The organism is Natrarchaeobaculum sulfurireducens (genome assembly GCF_003430825.1).
GTDB classification, from domain to species: Archaea; Halobacteriota; Halobacteria; order Halobacteriales; family Natrialbaceae; genus Natrarchaeobaculum; species Natrarchaeobaculum sulfurireducens.
The window spans coordinates 2,301,669-2,328,244 of record NZ_CP024047.1 but is presented as its reverse complement, the minus strand read 5'-3'; the positions used below and the strand labels follow the sequence as shown (position 1 = coordinate 2,328,244).

At 65.3% G+C, this 26,576-nt stretch carries 26 protein-coding genes; 12 read left to right on the top strand and 14 right to left on the bottom strand.

Annotation, left to right across the window (positions count from 1 at the left end; all coding sequences use genetic code 11):
- Positions 1-85 precede the first annotated feature (85 nt).
- Together AArc1_RS12600 and AArc1_RS12595 are read right to left on the bottom strand one after the other, a co-directional pair.
- On the bottom strand, positions 86-3,292 hold the full coding sequence (locus tag AArc1_RS12600) for a bacterio-opsin activator domain-containing protein (RefSeq protein WP_117364702.1): 3,207 nt from the start codon (positions 3,290-3,292) through the stop codon (positions 86-88).
- Positions 3,293-3,590: 298 nt separating this feature from the next.
- The gene (locus AArc1_RS12595) at positions 3,591-4,013 is read right to left on the bottom strand and encodes a universal stress protein (RefSeq protein WP_117364701.1); all 423 of its coding nucleotides are present in this window, start codon (positions 4,011-4,013) and stop codon (positions 3,591-3,593) included.
- A gap of 240 nt (positions 4,014-4,253) precedes the next feature.
- Between AArc1_RS12595 and AArc1_RS19090 the strand changes: the two genes are divergently transcribed.
- The 4 genes from AArc1_RS19090 (at position 4,254) to AArc1_RS12580 (ending at position 7,626) form a co-directional block, all read left to right on the top strand.
- Positions 4,254-4,448, top strand: a complete 195-nt coding sequence (locus AArc1_RS19090; protein WP_133412228.1) for a hypothetical protein — start codon at positions 4,254-4,256, stop codon at positions 4,446-4,448.
- Between the two features lie 164 nt (positions 4,449-4,612).
- Positions 4,613-6,331 (top strand): alpha,alpha-trehalose-phosphate synthase (UDP-forming), encoded by a 1,719-nt coding sequence (locus AArc1_RS12590; protein WP_117364700.1) that lies wholly within the window; start codon positions 4,613-4,615, stop codon positions 6,329-6,331.
- Positions 6,328-7,143 (top strand): trehalose-phosphatase, encoded by an 816-nt coding sequence (otsB, locus tag AArc1_RS12585; RefSeq protein WP_117364699.1) that lies wholly within the window; start codon positions 6,328-6,330, stop codon positions 7,141-7,143. The genes AArc1_RS12590 and otsB overlap by 4 nt, the downstream gene beginning before the upstream one ends.
- Positions 7,144-7,272: 129 nt before the next feature.
- The gene (locus AArc1_RS12580) at positions 7,273-7,626 is read left to right on the top strand and encodes a winged helix-turn-helix domain-containing protein (protein ID WP_117364698.1); all 354 of its coding nucleotides are present in this window, start codon (positions 7,273-7,275) and stop codon (positions 7,624-7,626) included.
- A 729-nt stretch (positions 7,627-8,355) separates the two neighbouring features.
- Here the strand turns inward: AArc1_RS12580 and AArc1_RS12570 are convergent.
- Positions 8,356-10,329, bottom strand: coding sequence for a bacterio-opsin activator domain-containing protein (locus AArc1_RS12570; RefSeq protein WP_117364697.1), 1,974 nt, complete (start codon positions 10,327-10,329; stop codon positions 8,356-8,358).
- Positions 10,330-10,569: 240 nt separating this feature from the next.
- Positions 10,570-10,821: an MTH865 family protein gene (locus tag AArc1_RS12565; RefSeq protein WP_117364696.1), complete on the bottom strand. Its 252-nt coding sequence runs from the start codon at positions 10,819-10,821 to the stop codon at positions 10,570-10,572.
- A 222-nt stretch (positions 10,822-11,043) separates the two neighbouring features.
- On the opposite strand from AArc1_RS12565, the gene AArc1_RS12560 reads away from it, so the two are divergent.
- Positions 11,044-11,433 carry a ribbon-helix-helix domain-containing protein gene (locus AArc1_RS12560; RefSeq protein ID WP_117364695.1) on the top strand — a complete coding sequence of 130 codons (390 nt, stop codon included), beginning with the start codon at positions 11,044-11,046 and terminating at the stop codon, positions 11,431-11,433.
- A gap of 108 nt (positions 11,434-11,541) precedes the next feature.
- Here AArc1_RS12560 and AArc1_RS12555 read toward each other — a convergent pair whose 3' ends face one another.
- Entirely contained in the window at positions 11,542-13,155 is a 1,614-nt protein-coding gene (locus AArc1_RS12555) for a cobyric acid synthase (protein ID WP_117364694.1), read from the bottom strand.
- 70 nt (positions 13,156-13,225) lie between these two features.
- On the bottom strand, positions 13,226-13,438 hold the full coding sequence (locus tag AArc1_RS12550; RefSeq protein WP_117364693.1) for a hypothetical protein: 213 nt from the start codon (positions 13,436-13,438) through the stop codon (positions 13,226-13,228).
- A gap of 113 nt (positions 13,439-13,551) precedes the next feature.
- Here AArc1_RS12550 and AArc1_RS12545 point away from each other — a divergent pair, with 113 nt between their 5' ends.
- The gene (locus AArc1_RS12545; protein WP_117364692.1) at positions 13,552-13,908 is read left to right on the top strand and encodes a hypothetical protein; all 357 of its coding nucleotides are present in this window, start codon (positions 13,552-13,554) and stop codon (positions 13,906-13,908) included.
- A 42-nt stretch (positions 13,909-13,950) separates the two neighbouring features.
- Here AArc1_RS12545 and AArc1_RS12540 read toward each other — a convergent pair whose 3' ends face one another.
- The 3 genes from AArc1_RS12540 to AArc1_RS12530 form a co-directional block, all read right to left on the bottom strand.
- On the bottom strand, positions 13,951-15,399 hold the full coding sequence (locus AArc1_RS12540) for a hypothetical protein (protein ID WP_117364691.1): 1,449 nt from the start codon (positions 15,397-15,399) through the stop codon (positions 13,951-13,953).
- Positions 15,396-16,145, bottom strand: coding sequence for an ABC transporter ATP-binding protein (locus AArc1_RS12535; protein WP_117364690.1), 750 nt, complete (start codon positions 16,143-16,145; stop codon positions 15,396-15,398). Before AArc1_RS12535 ends, AArc1_RS12540 begins: the two co-directional genes overlap by 4 nt.
- Positions 16,146-16,219: 74 nt before the next feature.
- Positions 16,220-16,909 carry a cob(I)yrinic acid a,c-diamide adenosyltransferase gene (locus tag AArc1_RS12530; protein WP_117365887.1) on the bottom strand — a complete coding sequence of 230 codons (690 nt, stop codon included), beginning with the start codon at positions 16,907-16,909 and terminating at the stop codon, positions 16,220-16,222.
- Positions 16,910-17,053: 144 nt separating this feature from the next.
- Here AArc1_RS12530 and AArc1_RS12525 point away from each other — a divergent pair, with 144 nt between their 5' ends.
- Together AArc1_RS12525 and AArc1_RS12520 are read left to right on the top strand one after the other, a co-directional pair.
- Positions 17,054-17,419, top strand: a complete 366-nt coding sequence (locus AArc1_RS12525; RefSeq protein WP_117364689.1) for a helix-turn-helix domain-containing protein — start codon at positions 17,054-17,056, stop codon at positions 17,417-17,419.
- Between the two features lie 143 nt (positions 17,420-17,562).
- On the top strand, positions 17,563-17,916 hold the full coding sequence (locus tag AArc1_RS12520) for a hypothetical protein (RefSeq protein WP_117364688.1): 354 nt from the start codon (positions 17,563-17,565) through the stop codon (positions 17,914-17,916).
- Positions 17,917-17,991: 75 nt separating this feature from the next.
- Here the strand turns inward: AArc1_RS12520 and AArc1_RS12515 are convergent, their stop codons facing one another.
- Positions 17,992-19,077, bottom strand: a complete 1,086-nt coding sequence (locus tag AArc1_RS12515; protein ID WP_117364687.1) for a guanosine monophosphate reductase — start codon at positions 19,075-19,077, stop codon at positions 17,992-17,994.
- A 106-nt stretch (positions 19,078-19,183) separates the two neighbouring features.
- On the opposite strand from AArc1_RS12515, the gene AArc1_RS12510 reads away from it, so the two are divergent.
- Entirely contained in the window at positions 19,184-20,605 is a 1,422-nt protein-coding gene (locus AArc1_RS12510; RefSeq protein ID WP_117364686.1) for an FAD-dependent oxidoreductase, read from the top strand.
- A 39-nt stretch (positions 20,606-20,644) separates the two neighbouring features.
- Here the strand turns inward: AArc1_RS12510 and AArc1_RS12505 are convergent, their stop codons facing one another.
- From AArc1_RS12505 to AArc1_RS12490, 4 genes are all read right to left on the bottom strand, one after another.
- Positions 20,645-20,860 carry a hypothetical protein gene (locus AArc1_RS12505; RefSeq protein ID WP_117364685.1) on the bottom strand — a complete coding sequence of 72 codons (216 nt, stop codon included), beginning with the start codon at positions 20,858-20,860 and terminating at the stop codon, positions 20,645-20,647.
- Between the two features lie 129 nt (positions 20,861-20,989).
- Positions 20,990-21,523: a peptide-methionine (S)-S-oxide reductase MsrA gene (msrA, locus tag AArc1_RS12500; protein WP_117364684.1), complete on the bottom strand. Its 534-nt coding sequence runs from the start codon at positions 21,521-21,523 to the stop codon at positions 20,990-20,992.
- A gap of 52 nt (positions 21,524-21,575) precedes the next feature.
- A complete protein-coding gene (locus tag AArc1_RS12495) occupies positions 21,576-22,235 on the bottom strand; it encodes a 2,5-diamino-6-(ribosylamino)-4(3H)-pyrimidinone 5'-phosphate reductase (protein WP_117364683.1) in 660 nt (219 codons plus the stop codon).
- Positions 22,236-22,281: 46 nt separating this feature from the next.
- Positions 22,282-22,491, bottom strand: coding sequence for a hypothetical protein (locus AArc1_RS12490; protein ID WP_117364682.1), 210 nt, complete (start codon positions 22,489-22,491; stop codon positions 22,282-22,284).
- Positions 22,492-22,594: 103 nt separating this feature from the next.
- On the opposite strand from AArc1_RS12490, the gene AArc1_RS12485 reads away from it, so the two are divergent.
- From AArc1_RS12485 to AArc1_RS12475, 3 genes are read left to right on the top strand one after another with little or no spacing between them, the layout of a single operon-like run.
- Positions 22,595-23,914 (top strand): Single-stranded DNA binding protein, encoded by a 1,320-nt coding sequence (locus AArc1_RS12485; RefSeq protein WP_117364681.1) that lies wholly within the window; start codon positions 22,595-22,597, stop codon positions 23,912-23,914.
- Positions 23,911-25,683 carry an RPA family protein gene (locus AArc1_RS12480; protein ID WP_117364680.1) on the top strand — a complete coding sequence of 591 codons (1,773 nt, stop codon included), beginning with the start codon at positions 23,911-23,913 and terminating at the stop codon, positions 25,681-25,683. The genes AArc1_RS12485 and AArc1_RS12480 overlap by 4 nt, the downstream gene beginning before the upstream one ends.
- A gap of 7 nt (positions 25,684-25,690) precedes the next feature.
- On the top strand, positions 25,691-26,518 hold the full coding sequence (locus AArc1_RS12475) for a metallophosphoesterase (protein ID WP_117364679.1): 828 nt from the start codon (positions 25,691-25,693) through the stop codon (positions 26,516-26,518).
- The last annotated feature ends 58 nt before the right edge of the window (positions 26,519-26,576 follow it).

Below are 26,576 nucleotides of genomic sequence, written 5' to 3'. Positions count from 1 at the left end.
GACGCACACTACTCGCGATCGAAAGACGCGAATTTTCCCTGACCGCCGCGTACGCCGGCAGCCGGTGCGTTCGCGACCGAGAGAGTCACTCCTGGCCGTTGTCGAACAGCAGTTCGAATAGCTTTCGCTGTGCAGTCCGGAAGTGCCGGCTGAACGTCGGCTGGGAGACGCCGAGCGATTCGGCGACGTCTTCGCCGGTGCTCTCGCGTGGCCACTCGAAGAAGCCGCTATAGTAGGCCGTCTCGAGGGTTCGAAGCTGTCGGTCGGAGAGTCGCTCGCGGAGTTCCGTGTCGAACGGCCGCGTCGACCGGTCGGTTCGTTCTTCTTCGCGGCGAGCGAGCAGTTCTGTCCCCGGATAGACACGCTCGAGCGCGCGGACGAACGGCCGGACGCCGACGTTGCTCGGCAGGTCGACGACGAGCTTGGTGTGGTCGGCCACCGGGCGGACCGAACGAACCCGGCCGCCGTGGTCCGCGATGGTTCCCGCAACGCTTGTCTCCGCGAGGACGAGTTCGACGGGCGTCCCGTTGGTCGCTTCGCCGACCTGTCGGACGGCACCGACGCCGTCGACGTCCTCGAGGGTTGCTTCGACGTCGACAGTCCCCACGTCGGCAACTGCACAGTAGACTGTCGAACCACCCGAGGATCGCGGAACGACGGACCTGACGTCGAGTCGGCGGTCGAGCCTGCGTACGGCCGCAGAAAGCGGTTCCGTCTCGTCCCGAAAGGCGAGTTCGAGTTCGCTCCAGGCGTCGGCGAGCAGCGCCCGTTTTCGCTGGAGCGAGCCGAGCGCGTGGCCAGCGACCGTTGCCAGCTGTTCGGTGGCCCGACGCGTTCGGTCGTCGAACGCCCCGTACCGGGTCGCATACGCGGTGAGGACGCCGTACTGGAACCCCTCGTATTCGATGGGAACGGCCAGAACCGATCGCACGCCACGCGTCAGGAGGGTCTGGGTCCACGCCGTCCGCTCGTCGTCCTCGAGTGTCGCCCCATCGTCGAACTCGGGTGTCTCGAGTGTCGGTGCGTCACGGAGGGATGCCTCGAGATCCTCGACGACGACGATATCTCGACTGGCCGCTGCCCGTCCCGTCGGATCGACCCCCGTGTCGTCGACCGGTATCGACGCCGATTCGAGGATGGCTCCGTCGTCGCCGTCCCACGTGCGCGGATCGATCATCTCTATCCCCGCGTCGATACCCCCAACCCAGACGAGGTCGATCGCGTCGGTCGCCTCTCCCTCGAGCGACCTGATGCCCGCACAGAGTCGCTGTTCGACGGCGTCGCGGGTTTCAGCCGCCAGTAGTTCCCGTTCGATCGTTTGTAGTCGGGCTGCCGTCGACGCATCCGTCTCCGCGCGCGAGAGGTGGCGCCGACACTCGCGCACGCGTCGTCGCGTCCCGAGTTCCTCGAGCCTGAGTGTCGCCACCGTCGCGATCGTCTCGACCGACGTTAGCTCGAGCCGATTGGGGGGCAGCGGCTCGCTGCTGGCCGTGAGCACGATGGCTCCGTCACCCACCGGAACCGCGACCACGCGTTCGGCCTGGATGCCTGCGCGCTCGAGGACGGGAACGAGCGCCGGCCGATCGACGGCGCTGATCGCCTCCCGCTCGAGCAGATCCGACAGTCCGGCGTCGTCGTACTCGAGGGATCTCGGCTCGCCGTCGGCGATTGCCTCATCGCTTGCGACGGCGGCGGGGCTGAGCAGGCCCTCATCGACGGTGTACCAGCCGACGAACTCGGCGTCGAGACATTCCCGGATGCCATCGACGGCCGATCGTCGGGCGGCTGGCCGCGACGGGGCCCGTCGAAGGTCGGCGGTCGTCGCTCGGACCGCCGAGAGTGCGGCTGCAGCGGAGCGACGGCGATCACGGACGACACAGAGCGTCAGCTTCGCCTGCGGGAGCGGGACGACGAAGACGTCGACGGCTCGCGGTTCGGCTCCGACCGCGAGGTCGCCGCTGACCGGTTCCATCCACCGGACGACCGTCGACCGGGAACGCTCTCGAACGGTCTCGGCGAGGTCGTCGGCGAACAACGTGTCGACTGTCAGCCCGACCAGCGGTTCGCCACCAGCCCACCTCGAGAGCGTCGCGTTCGCGAGCCGAACCGTCTCCCCATCGAGGACCACCACGCCGTCGTCGAGTGCGTCGACTGCGGACTCGAGCACCTCGAGTCGCTCGCGGTCGCCGCCGACGAGCGTCTCGTGAGCGGCCGTCTCATCCGACGAGACGGAACGAGCCAGGACGGTGAGTCCCGTCTCATCTGGTGAGGCAGTGAGTTCGAGGTCGTCGTCGGTGACCGGGTCTGAGAGGCCGAATCTGATGACCGACTCCGACGCGCTGGCCTCACGGAGCCGATCGTACAGCGTAGACCGAACCGGATCTGTAAGCTGCTCCCAGACGACCGCACCCGGCTCCGGGTTCCCATCGAACAGTCGCGTCGCCGCCTCGTTGGCGTAGCGAAGTTCCCAATCGGGACCGAGGGTGAACGCCGGCTCGTCGAGCCGGTCGATTCCAGGGGCCGGTGGCGCGTCTGTGGGGCTTCGGGCGACCGCGTCGGTGATCGTCGCCACCACACCGTCGATCACCGGGTCCTCGAGCCGGTTGAGCAGCGCCAGGTCGGCGACGATCCACGTGCCGTCGGCTCGCCCGAATCGGAGTGTGAGGCGGTCGTTCGAACCAACGGCCCCCGACGAGACGTCGGCGATCGTCTCGCGAACTGCCGCCCGATCGTCGGGATGGGCGAGCCTCGAGAGGTCGGTGCCCTCGAGTTCGACCGGAGTGTACCCAATGCGTCGGTCGACCGCAGCGTTCGCATCCGTGATCGTCCCATCGGGTTCGAGGACGCAGACGACCGCGTCGGTGTGCTCGAGGATCGTGCGGTATCGAGCGCTCTCGACGTCGGCGGCGCTCGCGTGGCGAGCGGCGTTTCGTACCCTGGTCGCGACGACGCGAGCCGACTCGTTCGGGTCGACCACGTCGACGGCCCCTGCTTCGAGCGCCCGGTCGGCGTCCCCGGGATCGGTGAGGGCAACGATCGGGACGTCCTCGAGCGCGGCGGCGAGTGTGTCGACCGACGGGGCGTCACCGGTCGGATCGAACTCACAGACGACGCACTCGGCCTCGACGTCCTCGAGCCAGTCGAGCGCAGCTGCCACGGTTCGGACGTGGAACACCGCCCCTGGCTCGAACGCGGTCTCGAGGGCGTCTATCGGTCCGTCGATCCGCGAGCTGTCGCCGACGACGAGGACGCGGCTGACGTCGCCGACTGCCGTCGTAGCACGGTCGCTCATCGCTCGACCCCCGTTTCCGGCCGATCCCGTGCGTTCGAAACCGCTCGCGGGTGCTGTCTGGACCCCCGCGCTGGTCGCGAGGAACCACGCTTCGGACCCACGTCGCGGCGTCGGTCGCCTGAGCCATCCGGGTAATCGGCCACGGAATCCGGTACACCGAGTGTCGGGAAAATTATCGATACCGTATCCTCGAGTAACACTGGCTTACGAGCCAACTCGGCCGATCGAATGCCGACTGTCAGTGGCGCGACGACGGCCCGCCCGATGACCGAGTTCGAGGAATGGATTGTCAGCCGCGTTAGGCTTCAACTCGAACCGTGACGACCGGAATAGGGGCGTTTCGAACCACCTCTTCGGCGACGCTGCCGAGGACGAGGTGATCGAGTCCGCTCCGGCCGCTCGTCCCGATCACGATCATGTCGACCGGGTTCTCCGTCGCGAACGCGACGATCTCCTCCTGGGCGACCCCCTCGAGCACCGTCGTGGTAACCTCGAGGTCGGCCTCACGTGCGGCGCGTGCTGCCTCTTCGATCGCATCGGCCGCTTCACCCTCGAGATCTGTGCGCATCTCATCGCGTTTTTCGGCGCTGAACGGCCCCTCTTCGGCGACCGAGACGATGTGCAGGGTCGCGCCGAGTCGGTCGGCGAGTGCGATCGCGTGGTCGGTGGCCCGTCGCGCACCGTCGCTATTGTCAGTCCCGAGCAGGAGGTTCTGATACATGTCCAGCCGTTGGAGAGTGACGAGGATACCTCCAGGCCCTGCCGTTGCCGGCGACCCCGGGAGAGAGCGTGAACTGGAGATACGGGGCCGCTCGAGGCCGTATAGGCGACCTCAATGAATCGTCGGCTCGCCGTCGGAATCGAGAAACGACTGCGTTCTGGCGTCGAACCGTCGGAAAGCGATCGAAACGATGTGGTACGACTGGTATAACTATCGGGGGACGTCGAATACGCCTTCGACATGTCCAGATCGAACCGCTCCGCCATGAACATCGGCTGTCCGGCGTGTAACGCCACGGTCGACACGTTCCTCCCGCCAGGCCCCGGTATCGTTGATTCCGACGCCACCTCACCGAGCGACGACACGAACCGCCTCCAGGGCACCGAAACCAGCTGTCGAAACTGCGGCCACGAACTCGAGCTCTATTACTACTGACCGTCGCAGGCGCTGTCGATTTATACCTCGGCTCTGGTGTCGGTAGGGAAGCGCTATCGCCAGAGAGTAGCGCTTCACGACGGCCTAGATAGCCTGCGCAGATATGATCTCCATGCGGATGCAGGCCGTGAACCAACCCGTCGGCGGCCTGTTACTCGGAGCGAATGCGAACTCCCGAGGAGCGACTGTCGCCGACAGACTCGAGTACGTACCAGTTACGAGCCGACGGGTGCGGCCGAGCAACCGAGGATTCGACCGACAGCGCCACCAGCTGTCCTGGCTCGTTGATCGTCGTCTCGAACCGGCAACCGTACCGCCACGAGTACGCAAGCGACCGCGCGGACACGACGTGGGCAGGTGACGATAAGACGATGACTGACGGCACTGGATCGACGACCGACGGCAAGGAGACGGCGATCGACGAGGATGGGGTGATGGCGGGCCGACAGCGGTCTCTGACGGTCGACGAACCGACCGGTGGGCTGACCGCCGGTCTCGACCCGGTCGTCCAGGAAGCGAACGGAACCTGGATCGCCTGGGGTGACGGCGAGGCCGACTTCGAGGCGGTCGATGACGACAACTGCGTCGCCGTCCCACCCGGTGACGAGTCGTACACCCTCCGCCGGATCGACCTCTCCGAGGAGGCCGTCGACGCTTACTACTACGGATTCAGCAACCGCGTCCTCTGGCCGCTCTGTCACGAGTTTCCGACCCTCGTCGAGCACCGTTCGAACGACTACGAGTGGTACCGAACGGTCAACGAACTGTTCGCCGACGCGGTCGTCGAGCACGCAACGGACGAGTCGATCGTCTGGATCCAGGACTACCACTTCGCGCTCGCTCCACGGATAGTCCAGGAGTCGACGCCAGCGTCGGTGACCGTGGCCCAGTTCTGGCACGTCCCGTGGCCGACGCCGGAAACGTTCAGGCAGTGTCCAGCCGGCGATCGACTGCTCGAGGGGCTGTGTGGAAACGACCTGCTCGCCTTCCACGTCGATCGGTACGTCGCACAGTTCCTCGAGTGTGTCGATCGGTACCTCCCGGACGCGGCGGTCGATCACGTCAGTCGGACCGTCGACTACGCGGGTTCGACGACGCGCGTCGTCTCGACGCCGATGGGAATCGATGCCGAGGCCTACGATCGAGACGCACGGACAGCGGACCCGACCGCGGAGTCGGTCCGTTCCGAACTGGGCGTCGGCCCCGAAACCGTCGTCGGACTCGGGGTCGACCGGCTCGATTACTCGAAGGGAATCCCGGAGCGACTGGCCGCCGTCGAACGCTTCTTCGAACGGAACCCGGGCTGGCGTGGCGAGTTCACCTTCGTCCAGAAGACGTCGCCGTCGCGGACCGACATTCCCGCCTACGAACGGTACGGCGAACTCGTCCGAAGCGAAGTCGAACGCATCAACAGCCGGTTCGAGACGGACGACTGGCAACCGATCGTTTACACTGAAGCCTACCTCGATCGCGACCGGCTCTGTCGGCTCTATCGCCGTGCGGACGTGATGGTCGTGAGCCCGCTGCTTGACGGGATGAACCTGGTCGCCCAGGAGTACGTCGCCTCACAGGTCGACGGCGAGGGCGTCTTGGTCCTGAGCGATCGAACGGGCGTCCACGAACTGCTCGGGCCACACGCGTTGACGATCGACCCGAGCGACGTCGACGGGATCGCCGATCAGCTCGAGCGAGCCGTATCGATGCCCCGACACGAACGCCAGCGACGGATCAACACCCTTCGAAGCCGCGTCTTCGACGCCGACCTCGAGCAGTGGATGGCGACGCAGTTCGACTGGATTCGACGCGTCCACGCCGACGAACGTGGGGCCTCGACCGACCACGATTCCGACAGCGATCCACGCGAACGACCGTCACCGGTATGAACACGAGCCAGACCGATCCGTTGCCCCGTCCGCTCGAGGACGACCATCCAGCGCTCAAATCGACGCTCGAGGGGGGTTCACACCTGCTCGCGTGTCTCGACTTCGACGGGACGCTCGCACCGATCGTCGAGAACCCGGACGAGGCGACGCCACTCACGAAGGCGGAACAGGCCCTCGAGGGACTCGCCGCCGACCCCGCAGTGACGACAGCCATCGTCAGCGGCCGTGCGTTGGCCGACGTTCGTGGTCGGATCGACACGCCGAGCATCTACGCCGGTAACCACGGCCTCGAACTCGCCCGAAACGGCTCGCTGGCGGTTCACCCGATCGCCAGGAAACGAGCCGACCGTCTCGACACCGTCTGTGCAGTCCTCGAGACGGTCCTCGAGCCCGTCCCGAACGTTCGTATCGAGAACAAACGGCTCACGGGGACGGTTCATCTCAGGTCCGTCCCCGCGGCGAGTCGACCGGTCGTCCGTCGGACCACACGCGAGATCGTCGAGTGGATCGCCGGCGACGACCTCGAGCTGTCGTCCGGCAAGTGCATCCTCGAGATCGGGCCGTCGATTCAGTGGGGAAAGGGTGACGCCGTCGAGTTGATCGCCGCTGACCTTCCACGGGACACCATCCCCGTTTACGTGGGCGACGACGTCACCGACGAGTCCGCGTTTCGTGCGGTCGAACCCGAAGGAATCGGCGTTCGAGTCGGAACCGACCGCTCGACCGATGCGTCCGTGCAGGTTCGGTCCCCGGAGGACGTGACGGCGTTCCTGCGATGGCTTGGCTCGGATGGCGTCGACCACCTCGAGTGACTCATCGGAGAGTCTCCGTCGACGCCCGAGTCAGACCACCACTGGATGGTACCGCCAACTACAGGGCGGGATCGGCCGAAAGTCTTAGTTACCACTGGAAATATAGGTCCGGTACGAGAGTGACCAATAGTGAAGCTCCGCCAACCTACTGATTTCCTGATCCTCGAGGCCCTCGAGGACAAGGGGCGAAACGTCGCAACGAACCTGGCGGCCCACACGGGCAAGAGCCGGAAAAACATCAACACGAGACTGCCCGTCCTCGAGGATTACGGCCTCGTTCGAAAGATCGGGCCAGCCGAGCGCTCCGGTCTCTACGAAATTTCTTCGCTCGGAAAGGCCGCCCTTGTCTATCAGGACCAGTACGACGAGGTCGACGACTTCGAGTCGCTCATCGAAGGCCCCAACGCGGGTGCCGCCGAGGAGAGTGGCGAGGCACAGACGAGCTTCGCCCGCGGCGACGAAGACGACGAAGCTACCGAGTAGCGATTCCACCGTCAGGTACGACGACTGGGACCACCTGCTCGATCCGTTTTCTCGGCACCGTGAGTAGCGCTACTATCACGACCTATAGTAGCCGCTGCACGTCAGTGCGTACCTGATTGCCAGACGGATCGGCGATCAGTGTGTGACTCGGTGCTGTTGTTACTATATCGAATACGATTTGCGGTCCGTTCGACGAGCCTTTCCGGACGAGCAGTCACGATCCGCAGAGAGTCACGATCTCTTAAAGGTCGCCGATATTAACCCGAGCGACGATGGCCCACCGGGCGGTCGAATCCGATGGGAATGGACGGAGCAGGCGCTCGAGCCCCCTCAGGATTCGAGCGATCACAGGTGATGGAATGGTTGTCATAGCGGACGTCGTCGAGGCCCTCTTTGCGGGGTCCGACGGTCGATACTACACTGACTGGCAGGTTCGTCGAAAGACGAAATCAGAACGCTGGCGCAGGTGTCTCAGCCAGCACGATGGGCACGATCCGGTCCGATTGCTCGTGGCGGTCGACGAGACTGATCTGTTGCTGCTCACACGCGTCGACCCCGAGACACTCCCGCGTGGGTTCGAGATACGTATCGAAAGCGAGTGCGCTCGTGTGGTCCGTTCACGCGGTATGGCACCGGACGAATCGCGACTTCGACCGTCGTCCGGATGGGAAAGTGAGGGGTCGGACCGAGAATCACCGACTCGAGGCGGATCCACGGGCCCCGGATAGCTCACTGGACTCGACTGCTGTCGGTATCGAAAAATTCGCGAAGAATCGTCTCGAGCCCCTTCCGCAAGTGCTGGTGCATCGTCGGCGGGGTGACGTCCATGGCCTCGGCGATCTCCTCGCCGGTGCTCTCGCGAGGCCACTCGAAGAACCCACCATAGTACGCGAGCCGCAGCGTCGTGAGTTGTCGATCCGTGAGCCCGTCGAGGATCCGGTTCCGGCGTTCGGCTGCCGTCCGGACCGGGCGGTCGACCGTTCGTCGAGCCACGAGTTCCGTGTTCTCGTAGATGCTTTCGAGGGCGTCTGCGACCGCTCGAACGTTTGCGTCCTGTGGCACTTCGACGAGGCAGGTACCGATGCCGTTCTCGACGGTGACGTCACGGATCGTGACCCCGTGATTGGTGAGGATGCGAACGCCGGACTCGGACAGGCACATCTCGATCGTACACTGCTCGGGACCGTCGTGGATGAGCCGACACTCCTCGACGGAGTCGTGTGCGGTCGCCTCCTCGAGAACCGTCTCGCCGCCGAGCCCATCGATCGTCACGTACTGGTAGGTTCGCCCACCGGCAGTCGTACCGTTCCACTCGAACGAGCAGGTGCAGTCGTAGCTCTCGGTGAGATCGAACGAGAACGTGTCGCCACCGTCGATCCGGAACTCGAGTTCGACGATCGAGTCAGAAAACAGAAGCTGGCGGTTCTTGATCGCCATGATCGTAAACCCCATCGTCTCGCCCAGCAGTTCGAACGCCGACCGTTCCGTTTCGCTGAACGCGTTCTCACGATCCGAGAGAACGGAGAGGATACCGTACGTCGCGGCTTCGTGCGCGATGGGGACGGCGACAACGGCCCCAACGCTGTCCTTGCGGGCAGCTTCCTGCAGCGGCTCCGGAAGCGTTTCCGTCTCGAGGACGTTCGTCGCCGTCTCGACATCGCTGGAGCGAGCCGCCTCGGCGGCCGGCGTCTCGTGTTCGCCAATGATGGTTTGGACGCACTCGAGGTAAGCCTCGGCGTCGCCGGCACCGGTTCGATAGCGCAGTTCGTCGTCCGGCCCGAGTCCGGCGATCCAGGAGCCACAGTACAGCTCCGAGTCGACGAGTCGCTCACACACTTCCTGCTCGAGGCGGTTCTGTCCGGGTACCTCTACCAGCGTCTCGATCACCCGTCGGCTAACCGCGTTGATACGGTTGAGCGTCTCGAGTTCGGCCTGCCGGGAACGGAGCCGTTGTTCTCGTCTGGCCCGTTCGGTGACGTCCCGTGCGAGCCAGATGACGACACGTCGGCCCTCGATTCGCTCCTCTGCGGGGACCACTCGGGCATCGAACTGGCGTATCCCCTCGGTCGTCATCGCCTCGTACTCGATCGTCTGTACCCGGTCCGTCTCGATCGCCCGTTCCAGACAGGCCTGGAGTCGACGAGCGACGTCGTCAGGAAAGATGTCTTCTAACCGATTGCCCGTCAGTTCGTCTGCGGTGACCGTGTACAGATCTCCGGACTCCGGTCGCACTTTTGCGTCGCGGTAGGTTCCGGTTTCGTCGAGGAGGAACGCCTCGTCGGGGAGTTCGGTCGTGAGCAGCCGGTGGTAAGACCACTCGTCGTCACTGGTCGCTGTCTGTTCATCCGACTCGATTACCTGTCGGATTCGTTCGATCGACCCGTCCCGGTCCAGTGGCGCGTACTCGGTCGCCCCGCCCCGGAGCGCCGCCGCCGCGATCGGTTCGCCACCGGTCGGTGGTGCGACGACCGCGGGCGCGTCCGTCGCCACCCGCACGCGCTCGAGGCACTTACAAACCGCCTCAGCACGGTCGAGTTCGACGATGACTGCGTCCGGCGACCGTTCCGAGAGGATGGCCTCGAGTTCCGAGCACGGGATCGATCGGACCGTAGCCGATGTCTCCGACTCGAGTCGGTCGTGGAGGCGGCTCGGTCCGGTATCCGTCACGATACCGATCAGGTTCGCACTCGTTTCACCAATCATACGTGTCGAGCGGGTCGGCCCGAATGTCGTTTCTGTGGGACGAAAGCTCGTCTTTGACGATATTACGGAATGAAATAAAACCCGATGATCCGAACCTGTTCACGCACGTCATAGTTGAGACGGCTGGAACGTTTAGACGGACGTCAGGAAGCAAAAACGGGGGCCATACCAGACTCCCGATGGGGCGTCGATTCGGCGTGTGCGACTGGGAATCGTCACTGCCGACAACAGCGTCGTCCGTTACAATTCGCCCTGGTCTTTGAGGTCGCCGATGATGTCGTCGACGAGTGGTTCGACGTCATCGTACGGGAAATCACCACCCGATGTCTTCGTGTTCAGTTCCATCGCAGTCATGGTGAACTCACCAGACTCGAATTTGGTCCCTGGGCCGTCTGGAAGTGCCGGCACGAGGTCCATTGGACTCGAAATTGGATAGTCAGCACCCTCGAACGCCTCGATCATCTGGTCACGGATTTCGTCTGCGTCTGCCATTGCGTCTGGGTCGTTCTACGTGATAAATAATAAATTTGTGGGTAGTTGCGTTTCGACGGACGGGTGTGGACGCTCATCTGGCGACGGGTTGCGGACGAACCCATCCGTCGGTCGATCGTCGATTGAACGGTGTCGGGGGCGTACTATCCAACACATCGTACGTTCCTATCGCCTGAGAGGTTCCCGAAACAGTGATTATCGAGGAGTGGTCTATTATAGCACATGGCCAAAGATACCGTCAGGTACCCAGACGAGGTAGTCGAAGAGATCGACGCACTCGTCGAAGACGGTATGTTCGAGAGCAAATCGGAGTTCTATCGGTTCTCTGCGGAGTACGTACTCACCCTCATCGATCCAGATCACGACGTCAAGACGTTCAACTTCGACGAGATCAAGACCGAACTCGACATCACCGAGGAAGACCACGCCAAGGCCCTGGGTACCGATGGTGGCACCTTCTTCCTCGACGCCGTCATCACCGTTCGCAAACACGGTCTTCGCGGGAACCACGAGGCTGCAGAACGGTTCATCGACACCCACTACGATTCGACCGATCAGGAGTGTATTATTCTCGAAGAGTTGCTCGGGACCTACCGAGGAGAACCCAGCTAACTCGAGTCGGCGCTTGCCGGCTCCCTTTCGTCCCGTTCGTCGTGCGGTTTTATCGACGATCGTTCAGACGGGACAGCGAGTTTCGGGACCGAATTCTAACAGCCCGTCTCAGACGAACGGCTCGCCGAGACTCTCGAGGTCGACGTGCGCTCGGACCAGCGTTGCGGCGCGGTCGTACGGCGTTGCGCCGACGAGAGACGCCGAACCCGATGCAGAGTCATTGTCGGTGCCGGAGAACTCACTCGGACGCGGTCGGTCGACGCCCGCTGTCGCTGCGACGCTGTCGAGAAACGCCCCGCGGACGGAGTCGTTGTCGAACAGACCGTGGAGGTAGGTTCCAAGCACCCGGCCGCAGGCAGCGCTCGAGTCGCCGAGCGGCTGACGAACGTCGGCATCGGACAGCGGTCGGGTCCGGCCAGCGTGGATCTCGTAGCCTGAAGCAGTCCCAGTCGCCCCCTCGAGAATCGGCGTCGCGCTCCCGTCTATCGACACTGTGGTCTGCTCGAGTCGCTTGTCGGGTTCGAACCGCGTTTCGACCGGGAGCAGGCCGAGTCCCTCGACGACGTCGTCGGTGCCCGTCCCCTCGAGTGCGGCGTTGGTGATCCGTTCGCCGAGGAGCTGGTAGCCGCCACAGAGGCCGACCACGGGGCCGTCGAACGCGTAGAGTGCGTCGGCGAAGCCGGCCGCCCGGAGCGCCAACAGGTCGTCGACCGTGTTCTTCGTCCCCGGAAGCACGACGGCGTCGACGTCCGCGAGCGCGCGTTCGTCCACTGGCGAGTCGGGATCGACCGGGAGATAGATCACCGAGACGCCGGGTTCGCTCGCCAGCGCCTCGAGATCGGTGGCGTTCGAGATTCGGGGGAGACGAGGAACGCCAATCCGCAGTCGACGGTCGTCGGGGACGCCGTCGTCACCGCCGTGGACGCCGCGTTCTTCCGCCCCTGGGAGCCCGACGCTGTCCTCTTCGGGCAATCCGGGGTCGGCGTACGGAACTACACCGAGAATCGGAACACCCGTCCGGGATTCGATCTCCTCGATGCCTGGCTCGAGCAGTGACGGATCGCCGCGGAACTTGGTGATGAGCGCGCCGACGATCCGGTCGCGCAGGTCGTCGGGAACGAGTTCGATCGTTCCGTAGAGGCTCGCGAACGCGCCGCCGCGCTCGATGTCGACGAGCAGGAGGACGTCGGCGTCGGCAAACTGAGCCGTCTCGACGTTCGCCAGATCCCGATCGTGGAGGTTGATCTCACCGATGCTCCCCGCGCCTTCGGCGACGACGACGTCGTGGTCGGCTGCGAGCCGGTCGAACGAATCTTTGGCGGCCGTACGCGCTCGCTTCCAGTGAGACTCGTAATAGGTTCCCGCGGTGAAATGATCGACGGCACGGCCACCCAAGACGAGTTGGCTCTCGCCGTCGCCACGGGGCTTGAGCAATACGGGGTTACAGTCAGTCGTCGGCGTCATGCGGGCCGCTCGAGCCTGGACGAACTGCGAGACGCCGATCTCGCCCCAGCGGTCACCGCCGCCCGGCTCTGCCTCGTGTGCTGTGTCGTCGAGGTCGGCGTCAGGCCGGAGAACAACGCGCGCGTTGTTGCTCATGTTCTGGGCCTTAAACGGGGCGACTGAGACGCCACGGTCTGCGAGCAGCCGACAGAGCCCCGCGGCGATGGTCGATTTACCGACGTGACTCGCGGTTCCGGCGACGAGAAGGGTCCGAGTCATTCGCGATAGCTGGTACTCGTCTGGCCCGTGCTATCGTCCTATCGGTTCGAAAGCCGTCTCTCCCTGTTCGTCACTCGTCGTCGTAGGCCGGTTCCGGCGGCTGGCCTCCCTCGAACGGGACTTGCTCACCCTCGTGGGGTTCGATGTGGCTCAGGATCTCGAAGGGGACGTAGCCGATGTTGTCCCCCTGCTCGTCGTGGAGGACGATCCCGTGGTCGTACTCACGGAAGTCGAAACAGTCGATCTCTTCGTAGGCGTTGCCCGGTTTGAAGACGACCTTCATAGACCATGTGTCATCGTAGTGGACGGTTTCGGTGTGGCTTGCAACTGATGGGTGCTTTCGAGTCGAGCCGTGATCGCCAGTGTTTATGCCCGGACCGATTCTGGGTGTGCTCGATGGACGAGTCGTCCGACAGACAAACTGACGACCGACGCAGCGACGATGGACCGCCGGCTGGCGTGGTTCTCCTCGCCTTCGTCGGCTGGCTTATCGCTCTGGTACAGATACTCGGCGCGCTCGTTGCGGTGTTCGGCGGTGAACTCGCCGCCGCGTTGCTCCTTGGTGTCGGGGCCGGCAGCTACGCCGTGGTGGCGTGGGGACTCGTAGTAACCAGGCTGTGGGCGTGGATCGGGGCGTACGTGCTGTTGGGAATCAACGCCGTCGGCGGACTCCTCGGTGGCTCTCTCGTCTCACTCTTCGTGTCGACGATCGTCGGCATCTACCTGCTCGCAGCGCGTGAGCCGTTCGTGTAGCCAGAACTCGAGCGACCTGCCCAGCTCATCGACCCGTCCGGCTCACTGCGTCCGATACCGCACGTCCCAGCGTGGGCCGGCCCGACTCGAGAGGACGTAGCCGACGGTACCGAACGCGAGACTCGCAGCGGCCAGTACGGCTGCGAGGGATGTCGACGGCGGGACGACGACGAAGCCAGCGACGAGCGTCGGGACGACGGCGACGGCCACGCCGAGGGTGAACACGCCGAACCGGACGGCATCGAAGAGGAACTCGTTGGGGTCGAAACCGGCGACGTAGACGGTCAGGCCGTAGTAGTAGAGTCCGTAGCCGGCGAGTACGAGTGCACCGACGGCGGCGTCGACGACCGTCGCCTCGAACCAGACGACAGCACCCAGATAGGGGACGAAGACGGCGGGCGTGCCCACGACGACGAACGCGGTTCGTTTCGCCCGGAAGACGTGCTCGACCGAGACTGGGTAGACGAGGTAGTCCTCGAGCGAGTCGAACTGGGTGAGCCAGTTGTACGTCGTAAACGCCGAGAGGCCGAGAACGGCGCCGAAAAAGATCCCAGGTGCGGGTTCGATGCCGGTGATCTCGTGGACGACGCCGACGAGCCCAGCGACGAGTGCGAGCAAAATGGCGGCGGAGACGAACGGCTTCCAGACGCCGCCCGACGACCGTGCGAGGTCGAGCAACGTTTTCGTGACGAGCGCGTCGTGCTCGAGCGGCAGCGCGTCAGCCACGTTCGCAAAGCGGTCGCTCGCGGTTCGGTCAGGGCGGGCGTACGTCGGGTCGTAGAGCACGAGCGAGCCGACGGCAACCGTGGCGGTAGCGACGACCAGGCCTGTGGCAACCGTCAGCGGTGCCTCGAGTGGGACCAGCATCGACCGGACTGAACTCCCGCCCCCGGCCATCCAGACGGCAACGGCGACGAGGGCAATCGAACTCACGATGGCCCACCCCGGAACGCTCTGCGTCCGGAGCGCGATTCCGGCGACGGTGAGTGCCATCCCGGCGACGAACACGAGCGAAAGCGAGCCCCACAGCGCGCCGACGGCCGGAACCGTTCCCGCTGTGAAGCCGCCAAGCGGAATCGCCGCGGTCGCCATCGGCAGGACGAAGACGACCGCGTAGAACGCAGCGTCTTTCAGCAGAAACGCCCCGAGGAGCCAGCGCCGCGAGAGCGGCAGCGTCTCTACAGTCGAGAGGAGAAGGCTCAGTCGCCCGAAGACGTTCTCGAGCATATCGGAGCCCGCAAAGCCTGCTGTCCCGCTGTAGAGGCCGAAACCGGCTGCGAGGGCGTGCAATCCGAGAACGACCGTCCCGGCGGCGGTGCCGGTCTCGAGCAGGGCAACGGTCGCGCCGATGGCGAGCCCGGCGATCAGGACGGGGAACGCGGCGAAGCGCCACCCGCCGAACAGGCGCGTGTGGAGGCGCCACTCTTCGAGGGCGAGCACGACCAGAACGGTTCGGACGACACGACGTCGCCGATCGAACGGGTCGGTCATTGGTCGAGTCGGTCTCGAGCGGGGACATCTCGAGGGTCGGCATCACCGACGTACTCGAGGAACGTTTCCAACAGCGGTTCGTCGTCCGCCTCTGGCACGCGCTCGGCGACGAGCCGGCCGTCGGCGACGATTCCGACGCGGCTACAGATCGCCTCGGCGACGTCGATGTTGTGCGTCGAGACGAAGATGGCGTTGTCGTCGGCCGCGTACGCGAGGAGGAACCGCTTGACCTGTTCTTGCACGAGCGGATCGAGATTCGCGAGCGGTTCGTCGATCAACACGACGTCGGGTTCGTGGATGAACGCCTGGGCGATCATCACTTTCTGCTGTTGGCCCCGCGAGAGGTCCGTATGCAGCGTCTCGAGTTTACTCCGAAAGCCGAGACGGTCGGCCCAGCGTTCGGTTCGGTCGGCGACGACGTCCGGCTCGAGGTCGCGAATCCGGCCGACGAACGCGAGGTACTCACTCGGCGTGAGGAAACTCGGCGGCGATCCCCGCTCGGGAAGGATGCCAACCCGTCGGCGCGTCTCGAGCGGGTCGACGGTGGGATCGGTCTCGAGGACACGAATCGTTCCCGAGTCGGGGCGTACCTGTCCGGTCAGCGCCCGGATCGTGGTCGTTTTCCCGGCGCCGTTGGGGCCAAGAAACCCGAACAGCTCTCCGCGGTCGACGGTGAGGTCCATCCCGTCGACCGCGCGAACGGCTCCGTACGATTTACACAGCCCGTCGACTCGAATCGCGGCCATCAGTCGGCGAATCGTTACGAGCCATCGGTAATAACGATGCTGGCAGCCCGCTCACGGGAACGGCAGGTCGCTGGTCAGTACTCCGTCCCGCGTCGTGCGCGCTGGCCGTCCTCCATCGGGTGTTTCACCTTGCGGACGTTCGTGATCAGGTCGGCTCGGTCCTCGAGATACGTCGGCTCCGCGTGACTGCCGGAGAGGATCAACTCGAGATCGTCGGGTTTGGCGTCGATAAGACCGATGACGTCGTCCTGACTGATCAGGTCGCGATCTGCGGCGTAGAGCACTTCGTCTACGATCAGCATGTGCATTCCGTCTTCGGGCGGTGCGTCGAGGTCGATCGGTGCGCCGAGATCGGCGTCGGCCGCCGCCTCGAGCAGTTCGTGGGCGCGCTCGAGGCCGGCCTGGGCTTCGGCCTCGTGGTCGGCCTCGTCGCTCCCGTCGGCCATCCCGTGCCAGCCGTAGTGGCCGAGGTTCTCGTAGCTCATCCCCGGCAGCGCCTCGATGGCGTTGTACTCTCCACGGACGGCCTCGACGCTCGAGGCACCGCCTTTCATGAACTGGAGGACGTGGACGCGGTAGCCGTGGCCGGCCGCGCGCAGTCCCATTCCGAACGTCGCAGTCGTCTTCCCCTTGCCGTCGCCCCACCAGATCTGGACGAGGCCGAACTCTTCGGGTGCCGACGGTTCGATGCGCTGTGCTTCGGGGGTACGACCGCGACCTGGGGTCCGCTCGAGGGTCGAGTCGGACGGCGTGTCGTCGCTCATAGACGACCTCTCGGTCCGGTCGTACATGTAGGTACTCGTCCTCGAAGGAGCACCCTCGGGCGAACGGCGACGGACCGTTCCCGACAGATCAGTACAGTGACCAAACCTGTCTTGAGGCTTCGACCCTAACGTATTCGTACGCCTATGTCCCTCGAGTTCTCGTCGGCAGGAGAAGGGCCGGACATCGAGACGGTCGTCGGCGCCCTGGACGACGACGGCTGCCGGAAGATCGTCGCGGTGCTCGAGGAACCGAAGACCGTCGACGAGGTCGCCGAGGTGACCGGGCTCCCCCTGTCGACGACATATCGAAAGCTCGATCAGTTGACTGACGCCTCGCTGGTCAACGAGACCGTCGGCGTCCGTCAGGGGAGCCATCGGAAAGCCCGCTACATCGCCGACGTCGAACGGATTACGATCGATCTGAACGACGAGCGGCGGTTTCGGGTTCGGATCGAACGCGCGAAGAGTCGCGCGATGAGTATCTGGGCAAAGACGAGCCAGGAGTTATAGCGCGGATCGGAGAACCAGCGTTCCGAAGCCTGTACTCGAGATCGTGATCGTCTGAGCGTCGGGTGGCGATCCCGACGGTCGACCGCGGTTGGCGGATTCAGTCGGTGGGTACTGACTTGGTCGTCGACTCGTAACGAGTAGGTATGATCGATAGCTTCGTCGTGTTCGTCGTCAGCCTGCTGATCGGTGCCCTCGGAATCCATTTCGGTGCCAGGGTCGTCGCCGACATAAGTGACTACACGTATGCGGTCTGGACGGCCCTCTTCGGTGCGATCGTCTGGAGCGTTGTCGGCTTCTTCGTCGGATGGATTCCACTGCTCGGCCCGGCGATCGTCCTGCTCGCGTACCTGGCACTCATCAAGCGTCGGTATCCGGGCGGATGGATCGACGCCGCCGGGATCACGCTGGTCGCGTGGCTCGCCGTTGTCGTGGTGTTGTACGTCCTCGCGACCGCCGGTGTCACGACCTTCGACGCCGCGGGCGTTCCGGGGACGTGATCGAATTCGGTGCCGTCTCGAGGACGCGATTGCGGCCGTCAGGGGTGTCGGGGCTGTTGAGATGTCGGGAGAACGTCAGTCGTCGTCGCCCGCGGCAGCGTAGTCGACGCTGTCGACGCTGATCGTCTCCCACTCGTTGTCCGTGTGTGATCCCTCACGTTCTCTCGCGCTCGGAGCGACGCGGACGAACTCGGCGTTCGCTCGAGCATCGGAGATCGTGAGCCCGCCGCAGTAGGAGAGCCCGGATTTGATGCCTGCACAGAACTCCGTTGCGACGGTGGCAGCGGGGCCCTTGTAGGGTGTCAGTCCCTCGACGCCCTCGTCCGCGCGGACGGCTTCGTCTTTGTCCGACCGGTCCTCAGCGGCGGCGGTCGTCGCCATTCCGCGCGAGCGCTTGTACCGAACGCCGTCGATCTCGACGACCTCACTCGGCGCCTCCTCGGTGCCGGCGAAGAGACTGCCGAGCATGACCGCGTCGGCGCCGGCCATCAGCGCCTTCACGGCGTCGCCGGAGGTCCGGATGCCTCCGTCGGCGATGATCGTGATGCCGAGGTCTCGAGCGACGTCGGCGCAGTCGTCGATGGCGGTCAGCTGCGGGACGCCCGCGCCGGCGACCTTCCGGGTGGTACAGTGTGAACCCGGTCCAACCCCGACTTTTACGCAGTCTGCGCCGGCCTCGGCGAGGTCCTCGACGCCCGCTGGCGTCGCGACGTTCCCAACGACGAGGTCGGCGTCCGGATACGTCGACCGAAGCGTTTCGGTGGCCTCGAGGGTACGCTCTAGGTGGCCGTGGGCGACGTCGACGACGACGGCGTCGGCTCCGGCCTCGAGGACGGCCCCGGCACGGTCGACGTAGCTCTCGTTGATCCCGACGGCGGCGGCGACCGGGACGCCGGCGTCGGCTACCTTTGCTACCTCGCTTGCCTGTTCGTCGACCGTGAGAAACCGGTGGATCACGCCGATGCCACCGGCGTTCCCCAGCGCGGTTGCGAGGTCGGCTTCCGTCACGGTGTCCATCGCCGCCGAAACGAGTGGCGTCTCGAGGTCGATTCCTGGCGTCAGCGTCGTCGAAAGGTCGACGTCCCGTCGGCTGTCGACAGGCGACCGCTGCGGAACGAGCAGTACGTCTCCGTAGCTCAGTCCCGTCCTGAGATTCTTCATGAGCCGTCCGAAGATCAGCGTCCAGCGGAATAAATGATCTGATCGCGCCCCCCATTCGGGGCGGTCGACCTCCACAGTTACAGTGGAGCCGATAGTTGGTACACCCATGACGGAACCCTTCGTCGTCGTCGGCGGTGACGCGGCGGGTATGTCTGCGGCGAGTAAGGCCAAACGCGACGACCCGGACCTCGAGGTCGTCGTCTTCGAGAAAGGGGAGTGGGTCTCCTACGGTGCCTGCGGACTCCCTTACTACGTGAAAGGGGAGATCCAATCGCTCGAGGCGCTCGTCTCGGTGACGCCCGAGGAGTTCCGAGAGGAACGGGACATCGACCTGCGGACGGGCCACGAGGTCGTCGCGATCGATCCCGACGGGCAAACGGTGACCGCCGAACCGCTCGACGGCGGTGAGCCGATTGTCCAGTCCTACGACCACCTGCTACTCGCGACCGGTGCCGAGGCGGTGGTCCCGTCGATCGATGGCACCGACCGCGAGGGCGTCTACACCCTCGGCTCGATGAGCGACGGAAAGGAACTGCGCGAGTACGTCGCGAGAGCCCGCACTCGGGAGTCGTTTCAGCAGCCCGACCGCGGCCCGGCGTGTCGCTATCTCGAGGACTGTGTTGGCCCGGTGGCCGTCGTCGGCGGCGGTTACGTCGGCCTCGAGATGGCGGAGGCGCTCGCTGCGAACGGCTTCGAGGTGAACGTGTTCCAGCGTGGCGACCGGCTGTTGAACGGGTTCAGTGAGGCGACGAGTGAGGCAGTCGCCGACCACCTCCGTGAGGAGGACGTGCTCGTTCACCTCGGAACCGACGTACTCGAACTCACAGGAGACGACGCCGTCGAGGCAGTCGTCACCGACGAGGGCCGGATCGACGTCGAGATGGTGTTGCTCGGCACCGGCGTCCGGCCGCGGACGGCGCTCGCCGAGGCCGCCGGGATCGATCTCGGGGAGACGGGCGCGATTGCGACAGACGCGTACTGCGAGACGAACGTCCCCGACGTCTACGCCGCGGGCGACTGTGCGGAGGCAGCCCACACGGTCACGGGTGACCCAGTCTACGTCCCGTTGGCGCTAACGGCGAACCGCCACGGTCGGGCCGTCGGGCAAACCGTCGCCGGAACCCCGACGGAAGGCGGCAGCGTCGCGGGTACGGCGGCGATCAAGGTGTTCGACGTCGAAGCGGCTCGAACCGGGATACTCGACCACGAGGAGGCGACCGCCGCCGGATTCGACCCGGTAACGAAGACGATCGACGCGAACTCCCGCGCCGGCTACTACCCGGAGGGCGGCACCGTCACCGTTACGCTAACCGCCGACCGTCAGACCGGCCGCGTCCTCGGTGGGAGCCTCGTCAGCGAGTACGGCGAGGGCGCAGTCCATCGGAGCCACGCGATCGTCGGGGCCCTCGAGGAGGAAGCCACCGTCTTCGACCTCGAGGACTACGACCTGGCCTACGCACCGCCGTTCAACACGACGTGGGATCCGGTACTCGTCGCGGCGAAAGTCCTCTCGGGAACCCTTCGGTAATCGCCCACCAAACCGTCGATGGGCGGCCGAACTCGATGCTCAGCGTCGATTCCGTCGTCGCTGCTGGACGGCCTCGAGCGCCCCGGCTCGAGTCCGGTAGCCGATGCCGATCGCCCCACAGCCGCGACACTCCCAGCGGTACTCCCCACGAAATCCACGGATGGAGACGACGTTACTGCAGTCCGGACACCGCTTCTGGCGACGCCGTTCTCGCACCCGCTCGAGGACCTCTGCGACGGTCATATCGTCGGTCATTCAGTGCCGGCTGGTCAGTCGCCGATTGTAAGTTTTCTCCTCGGCGGGCGGCGATAGCGGGCCGGGAGATAAACGGCGGACTCGAGCTACACGACGCAGAAAAGATTGTTGAGCCGTGCGAACCGATTGTCAGTCGTCGACGGACGGCTTCGAGGCGAACTTCGCTCTGACCTTTTCGACTTTCGGTGCGGCGTGCATCCGGCAGTAGGCGTCGGTCGGATTCTTCTCGAAGTAATCCTGGTGGGACTCCTCGGCCTCGTAGAACGTCTCGAGCGGCTCGATCTCGGTCACGATGCCGTCGTAGAGTCCCTCTTTCTCGAGTGCGTCGGCGAACGCCTGGGCGGTCTCGAGCTGGTCGTCGTCGTGGGCGTAGATCGCCGAGCGATACTGCGAGCCGACGTCGGGGCCCTCGCGGTCTTTCGTCGTTGGGTCGTGGATGGTGAAAAAGACCTCGAGGAGGTCCTCGTAGGCGATCTGGCCGGGATCGTACTCGACCTGGACGACCTCTGCGTGGCCGGTCTGGCCCGAACAGACCTCCCGGTAGGTCGGCTCGTCCGTGTGGCCTCCTGCGTAGCCGGAGGTGACCGATTCGACGCCCTCGAGTTCCTTGAGTGCGGCTTCGACACACCAGAAACAACCGCCGCCGAACGTAGCGCGTTCCATACGTGTAGAACGTGTCGCCGCCGGTTATGTTTGACGGGTTTTTATCCGGTCGTCACTGGGCGTTCCAGGTCAACAGCACGCCCTCGCCGAGCCGTTCGACGCTCTCGAGCGAGAGCGTCGGGAAGTTCGAGACGAAGCCGTTGCCGTCGGCCAGCGTGGGGGCGTCCCGGCCGCCGATCACCGTCGGGCCGACGAAGACGCGTAGTTCGTCGACCAGCCCGACCTCGAACAGCGAGAAGATGAGTTCGCCGCCGCCTTCGACCATGATCTGCTCGAGTCCGGCCTGTTGTATGGCCGCGAACGCACGTTGGAGGTCGACCCGCGTCTCGCCAGCGGTGACGAGTTCGGCGCGGTCGGCGAGGTCCATCCGTTTGTCGACGGGTGCGCGCTCGCTCAGACAGACGTAGGTCGTCGCCGCGTCGTCGACGATAGCGGCGTCCAACGGGGTCCGGCCCCTCGAGTCGATCACGACGCGGGCAGGGTGGGCTGACTCACCGCGCTCACGGCGCGCCGCCGTCAGCGAGTCGTCTTTGACCGTAAGGTGTGGATCGTCGGCGAGGACGGTGCCGACGCCGACGACGACTGCGTCGCTAGCAGCCCGGAGGCGATCGACGCGGGCGAAGTCAGCCTCGCCACTGATGGTGATCTGCTCGCGACGGCGCGAGGAGAGTTTTCCGTCCGCGCTCATTGCGGCGTTGACGACGACGTGCATTATCGACATCTGCGTCCGGCGTCCTAAAGAAGACTCTGCAGTCGACCTATCGCGTCCGACGCGGATCGTCACTCGTTCCGAGCAGGATTCGGTAGACGACGTAGCCGATCAACAGTGCAAACGCGAACGTCGCAACGGTCTCGGCGAACCAGATCACTGCGTACAGCGCCCGTGTAAGGACCCTGAGTACGACGATGCCGCCGAAGATCGCCGCGACGAACGCGAGCCCACCGAGTGCCGCACCGAGTCGTTCCATGTCTGTCGTCTCGTCGCCGACCAGATGTACGTATCGCCGTTCGCCGAGTCACTTCCACCACGGTCCGGGAACGCTTTTTAAGCCCCCGCTCGAAAAGCCAGTGATGGAACTCGACGATCATGCCGAGGAACTCGCCTCCGACCTCGGTGTCGACAAAGAGGAGGTCAAATCCGACCTGCAGAACCTAGTAGAGTACAGCGTTCCAATCGACGAAGCCAAAGGCAGCCTCCGCCGGAAGTACGGTGATGGCTCGAGCGGCGGTGGCGGCGCTCCGTCGGCCAGAGACGTCGCCGAGATCACCCCCGACGACGGGAATGTGACGGTAAGCGGCGTCGTCCTGACCGCGGGCAAGCGATCGATCCGCTACCAGGGTGACGATCACGTCATCGTCGAAGGGACACTCGCCGACGAGACCGGCGTCATCGATTACACCGCCTGGGAGGACTTCGGCCTCGAGCCGGGAGACGCGATCACCGCGGGCAACGCTTCGGTTCGCGAGTGGGACGGCGAGCCCGAACTCAACCTCGGCGAGAGCACGTCGCTGTCGCTCGACGACGGCGAGCCCGAACTACTCGAGGCGTACGCTGACCAGCTCGGCGGCGAGGCGACGCTTTCGGACCTGCAGACGGGCGACCGCGCGGTCACCGTCGAGGTGGCCGTCCTCGAGTGTGAACGCCGGACGATCGACGGTCGCGACGGCGAGACGGAGATTCTGAGCGGCGTCTTCGGCGACGAGAGCGGTCGACTCCCCTTTACGAACTGGGAGCCGGCACCCGAACTCGAGGAGGGCGCTACCGTCCGCATCGAGAACGCCTACGTCCAGGAGTTCCGGGGCGTTCCCGAGGTGAACGTCTCCGAGTTCTCGGCGGTGTCGGCGGTCGACCGTGCGGTCGACGTCGGGGCCGACGTGACGACGATGAGCATCCACGAGGCCGTCGATACCGGCGGTATCTACGACGTCGAAGTGGTCGGCAACGCCATCGCCGTCCGTGACGGCTCCGGGCTCATCCAGCGCTGTCCCGAGTGCTACCGCGTCATCCAGAAAGGGCAGTGTCGAACTCACGGCTCGGTCGACGGCATCGACGACCTCCGTGTGAAGGCGATCCTCGACGATGGCACCGGTGCGGTCACCGTCATCCTCGACGACGAGCTGACCGAAGAGGTCTACGACGGAACCCTCGAGGACGCCCTCGAGCAGGCTCGCGAAGCGATGGATCAGGAGGTCGTCGCCGACACGATCCGCGACCGTATCGTCGGCCGCGAGTACCGCGTCCGTGGCCATCTCTCGGTCGACGAGTACGGCGCGAATCTCGACGCCGAATCGTTCACCGAGAGCGACGACGACCCCGAAGTGCGGGCACGCTCGTTCCTCGAGGACGTCGAGGGCGACGACCTCGCTGGGCTCGAGGGGGTGGACGCATGAGCGCGACTGACGATGAAGAGATTCCCGGCCGTGAGGTCGCTTACCGACTGTTCGCCGCGGAGTACGACGACGCCTCCCTCTCCTACACCGAAAGCGACGAAGAGCGTGCCCCGAACTACGTCATCTCGCCGACCGGTGCCCGGATGAACCGTCTGTTCGCGGTCGGAACGCTCACCGAGATATCGGACGTAAACGATGAGATGGTTCGTGCTCGCGTCGTCGACCCGACGGGTGCGTTCGTCGTCTACGCCGGTCAGTATCAGCCGGATGCGCTCGCTTTCCTCGAACAGACCACACCGCCCGCATTCGTCGCGGCGACGGGCAAAGCACGGACGTTCGAGCCCGAAGACTCCGATCGCGTGTACACGTCAGTTCGTCCCGAGAGTATCTCGGCCGTCGACGCCGACACCCGGGACCGCTGGGTCGTCAGCGCGGCCGAACAGACCCTAGAGCGCATCGGCATCTACGCAGCGGCTGCCACCCTCGACGAACGTGGCGAGGCACTGACCGCCGTCCTCGAGGATGCCGGCGTCGAGCGCGCGCTCGCGACCGGCATCCCGCTCGCACAGGACCACTACGGGACGACGCCGTCGTATCTCGCCGCACTTCGGGACTGTGCGCTCGAGGCCGTCGCCGTCGTCGCGGGCGAACGCGACCAGGTGAGTGGACTCGACATCGCGCCGGACGACCAACTGTCGGCAGACGAGGCCTCGTTCGCGTCGCTTGCCGATCTCACGAGCGTCGACCTGGAGAGTGTCGCGACGCCGGACCAGGACCCAGAACCCCAGTCAGCGGCATCCGTCGCCGCGACCCCTGGCGGTGACGTCGACTCACGAGCCGGTTCCGCGACCCCCTCTGACACGTCGACGGCCGAGACGTCGTCCGACGCTGCCCTCGACGCCGATGCCGAATCCGACGAGCCGCTCGCGGACGCTCCCACGGGAACGCTCGAGGCCGAGTCGACGACGTCGGTCGAAGACGCCTCGGAGACGTCGCTCGCTGACGAGTCGGGAACGGCTGACGAGCCGGTTACGCTCGAACCCGAAGACGAGGACGAAGCGGCCGCTTCGGACGATGACGCGACGGTCGACGACGCTGTTGCAGTCGACGATGTTGCGGACGTTTCAACCGACGAAAGCGTCATCGACGAACCCGAAGACGACGTCACAGATGTCGACGCCGACGACTTCGGCGACGGCGGGATGTACGAAATGGACGACGAAGAGCGCGAACAACTCGAGGCCGAGTTCGGCGCTGAGTTCACGACCGGAGCGGAGGTCGAAGAGCCCGGCGAAGCTGACATCGACGTCCCCGACCCCGACGAGACGCCGGAGTCGACGGACGAACCAGCACCCGAAGGCGAGTCGGAACCGGAGACTGCTGGCGACGACATCGGCGAGCCGCCAGCGTCGACCCTCGGGGACGACCTCGAGTCTGCGCCGACGTCGACCCTCGAGGCAGACTCGGAGGACGACCTCGAAGACACCGAGTCGGGCGACGAGCCCACTGCGTCGGCCGACGATGCCGACGCGGCGAGCGACGAGTCCGACACCGAGACGGACGCTACCGGGGAGATCGACCTGCAAGCCCACGTCCTCGAGACGATGGGAGTGCTCGACGACGGCGATGGCGCCGACCGGACGGCTCTCGTCGAACGAGTTACAGCGGAAACCGGCGCGGCCGAGGCCGACGTCGAAGACGCGATTCAGGACGCGTTGATGGGCGGCCAGTGTTACGAGCCGGGCGACGACACCCTGAAAGCGATCTGAGCCGGCGATGGATTCCGTTCGCAACGGCACCCAACCCGTCCGCCTCGAGCCAGTTCCCGGTGAACCCGCGGCGACGGCGACGATCGAGGGCGACCGGGCGTTGCTCGTGGCCGACTACCACGCGGGCTACGAGGCCGGACTGCGCGACGAGCGCGGCGTCGACGTCCCCAGCAAGGCGGCTGCCAGGCGCGAGCGACTACTCGACTTGCTCGAGCGAACCGACGCTTCCCGGCTCGTCGTTCTCGGAGATCTCATGCACTCGATCGGCGATCCAGGCGGGGCCGAACGGGGCGAACTCGAGGTGCTGTTCGAGTCCCTTCCGACGTCGCTGTCGGTGACCGTGGTCAAAGGCAACCACGACGGCGGGATCGAGACCTGGCTCCTCGACGGCGAGTGGGCCGCCTCGACCGACCTCCCCTCCGTCGAGGTCGTCTCCGGGTCGGGTGGTGCGCTCGATGGGGTTGGCGTCTGTCACGGTCACACCTGGCCTGCACCGTCGGCCCTCGAAGGCGACGTCCTCTGTTTCGGCCACGAACACCCCTGTGTCCGTCTCGAGGACGAAGTCGGCGGCAGCCGCGTCGAACGGGTCTGGCTCCGCGGGCGGCTCGATCCGGCTCCCTTCCGATCGCGACCGGAGTACGCGGAGCTCCCGTGGCTCGAGGACGGGACGCCGCCGCGGCTCGTCGTCGTCCCGGCGTTCAACGACCTCGTTGGCGGCACCTGGGTGAACCTCCCCGAGCAGTCGTTTCTCTCGCCGTTTCTCCCTGCAGGGCTGACCGAGGGTGAGGCATACTTGCTCGATGGAACACGGCTGGGGTCGTATCGCTCCGTTTGAGCGGCCCACGACCGTTGGCCCATTCCCGCAGGCTCGTAACCGTCGTCGCACTTTAGCC

What these genes read in the sequence shown, in the direction of transcription:
- AArc1_RS12600 (WP_117364702.1), bottom strand. Translation starts at nt 3,292, where the DNA reads ATGAGCGACCGTGCTACGACGGCAGTCGGCGACGTCAGCCGCGTCCTC.
- AArc1_RS12595 (WP_117364701.1), bottom strand. Translation starts at nt 4,013, where the DNA reads ATGTATCAGAACCTCCTGCTCGGGACTGACAATAGCGACGGTGCGCGA.
- AArc1_RS19090 (WP_133412228.1), top strand. Translation starts at nt 4,254, where the DNA reads ATGTCCAGATCGAACCGCTCCGCCATGAACATCGGCTGTCCGGCGTGT.
- AArc1_RS12590 (WP_117364700.1), top strand. Translation starts at nt 4,613, where the DNA reads ATGCGAACTCCCGAGGAGCGACTGTCGCCGACAGACTCGAGTACGTAC.
- otsB (WP_117364699.1), top strand. Translation starts at nt 6,328, where the DNA reads ATGAACACGAGCCAGACCGATCCGTTGCCCCGTCCGCTCGAGGACGAC.
- AArc1_RS12570 (WP_117364697.1), bottom strand. Translation starts at nt 10,329, where the DNA reads ATGATTGGTGAAACGAGTGCGAACCTGATCGGTATCGTGACGGATACC.
- AArc1_RS12565 (WP_117364696.1), bottom strand. Translation starts at nt 10,821, where the DNA reads ATGGCAGACGCAGACGAAATCCGTGACCAGATGATCGAGGCGTTCGAG.
- AArc1_RS12560 (WP_117364695.1), top strand. Translation starts at nt 11,044, where the DNA reads ATGGCCAAAGATACCGTCAGGTACCCAGACGAGGTAGTCGAAGAGATC.
- AArc1_RS12555 (WP_117364694.1), bottom strand. Translation starts at nt 13,155, where the DNA reads ATGACTCGGACCCTTCTCGTCGCCGGAACCGCGAGTCACGTCGGTAAA.
- AArc1_RS12550 (WP_117364693.1), bottom strand. Translation starts at nt 13,438, where the DNA reads ATGAAGGTCGTCTTCAAACCGGGCAACGCCTACGAAGAGATCGACTGT.
- AArc1_RS12545 (WP_117364692.1), top strand. Translation starts at nt 13,552, where the DNA reads ATGGACGAGTCGTCCGACAGACAAACTGACGACCGACGCAGCGACGAT.
- AArc1_RS12540 (WP_117364691.1), bottom strand. Translation starts at nt 15,399, where the DNA reads ATGACCGACCCGTTCGATCGGCGACGTCGTGTCGTCCGAACCGTTCTG.
- AArc1_RS12535 (WP_117364690.1), bottom strand. Translation starts at nt 16,145, where the DNA reads ATGGCCGCGATTCGAGTCGACGGGCTGTGTAAATCGTACGGAGCCGTT.
- AArc1_RS12530 (WP_117365887.1), bottom strand. Translation starts at nt 16,909, where the DNA reads ATGAGCGACGACACGCCGTCCGACTCGACCCTCGAGCGGACCCCAGGT.
- AArc1_RS12525 (WP_117364689.1), top strand. Translation starts at nt 17,054, where the DNA reads ATGTCCCTCGAGTTCTCGTCGGCAGGAGAAGGGCCGGACATCGAGACG.
- AArc1_RS12520 (WP_117364688.1), top strand. Translation starts at nt 17,563, where the DNA reads ATGATCGATAGCTTCGTCGTGTTCGTCGTCAGCCTGCTGATCGGTGCC.
- AArc1_RS12515 (WP_117364687.1), bottom strand. Translation starts at nt 19,077, where the DNA reads ATGAAGAATCTCAGGACGGGACTGAGCTACGGAGACGTACTGCTCGTT.
- AArc1_RS12510 (WP_117364686.1), top strand. Translation starts at nt 19,184, where the DNA reads ATGACGGAACCCTTCGTCGTCGTCGGCGGTGACGCGGCGGGTATGTCT.
- AArc1_RS12505 (WP_117364685.1), bottom strand. Translation starts at nt 20,860, where the DNA reads ATGACCGACGATATGACCGTCGCAGAGGTCCTCGAGCGGGTGCGAGAA.
- msrA (WP_117364684.1), bottom strand. Translation starts at nt 21,523, where the DNA reads ATGGAACGCGCTACGTTCGGCGGCGGTTGTTTCTGGTGTGTCGAAGCC.
- AArc1_RS12495 (WP_117364683.1), bottom strand. Translation starts at nt 22,235, where the DNA reads ATGCACGTCGTCGTCAACGCCGCAATGAGCGCGGACGGAAAACTCTCC.
- AArc1_RS12490 (WP_117364682.1), bottom strand. Translation starts at nt 22,491, where the DNA reads ATGGAACGACTCGGTGCGGCACTCGGTGGGCTCGCGTTCGTCGCGGCG.
- AArc1_RS12485 (WP_117364681.1), top strand. Translation starts at nt 22,595, where the DNA reads ATGGAACTCGACGATCATGCCGAGGAACTCGCCTCCGACCTCGGTGTC.
- AArc1_RS12480 (WP_117364680.1), top strand. Translation starts at nt 23,911, where the DNA reads ATGAGCGCGACTGACGATGAAGAGATTCCCGGCCGTGAGGTCGCTTAC.
- AArc1_RS12475 (WP_117364679.1), top strand. Translation starts at nt 25,691, where the DNA reads ATGGATTCCGTTCGCAACGGCACCCAACCCGTCCGCCTCGAGCCAGTT.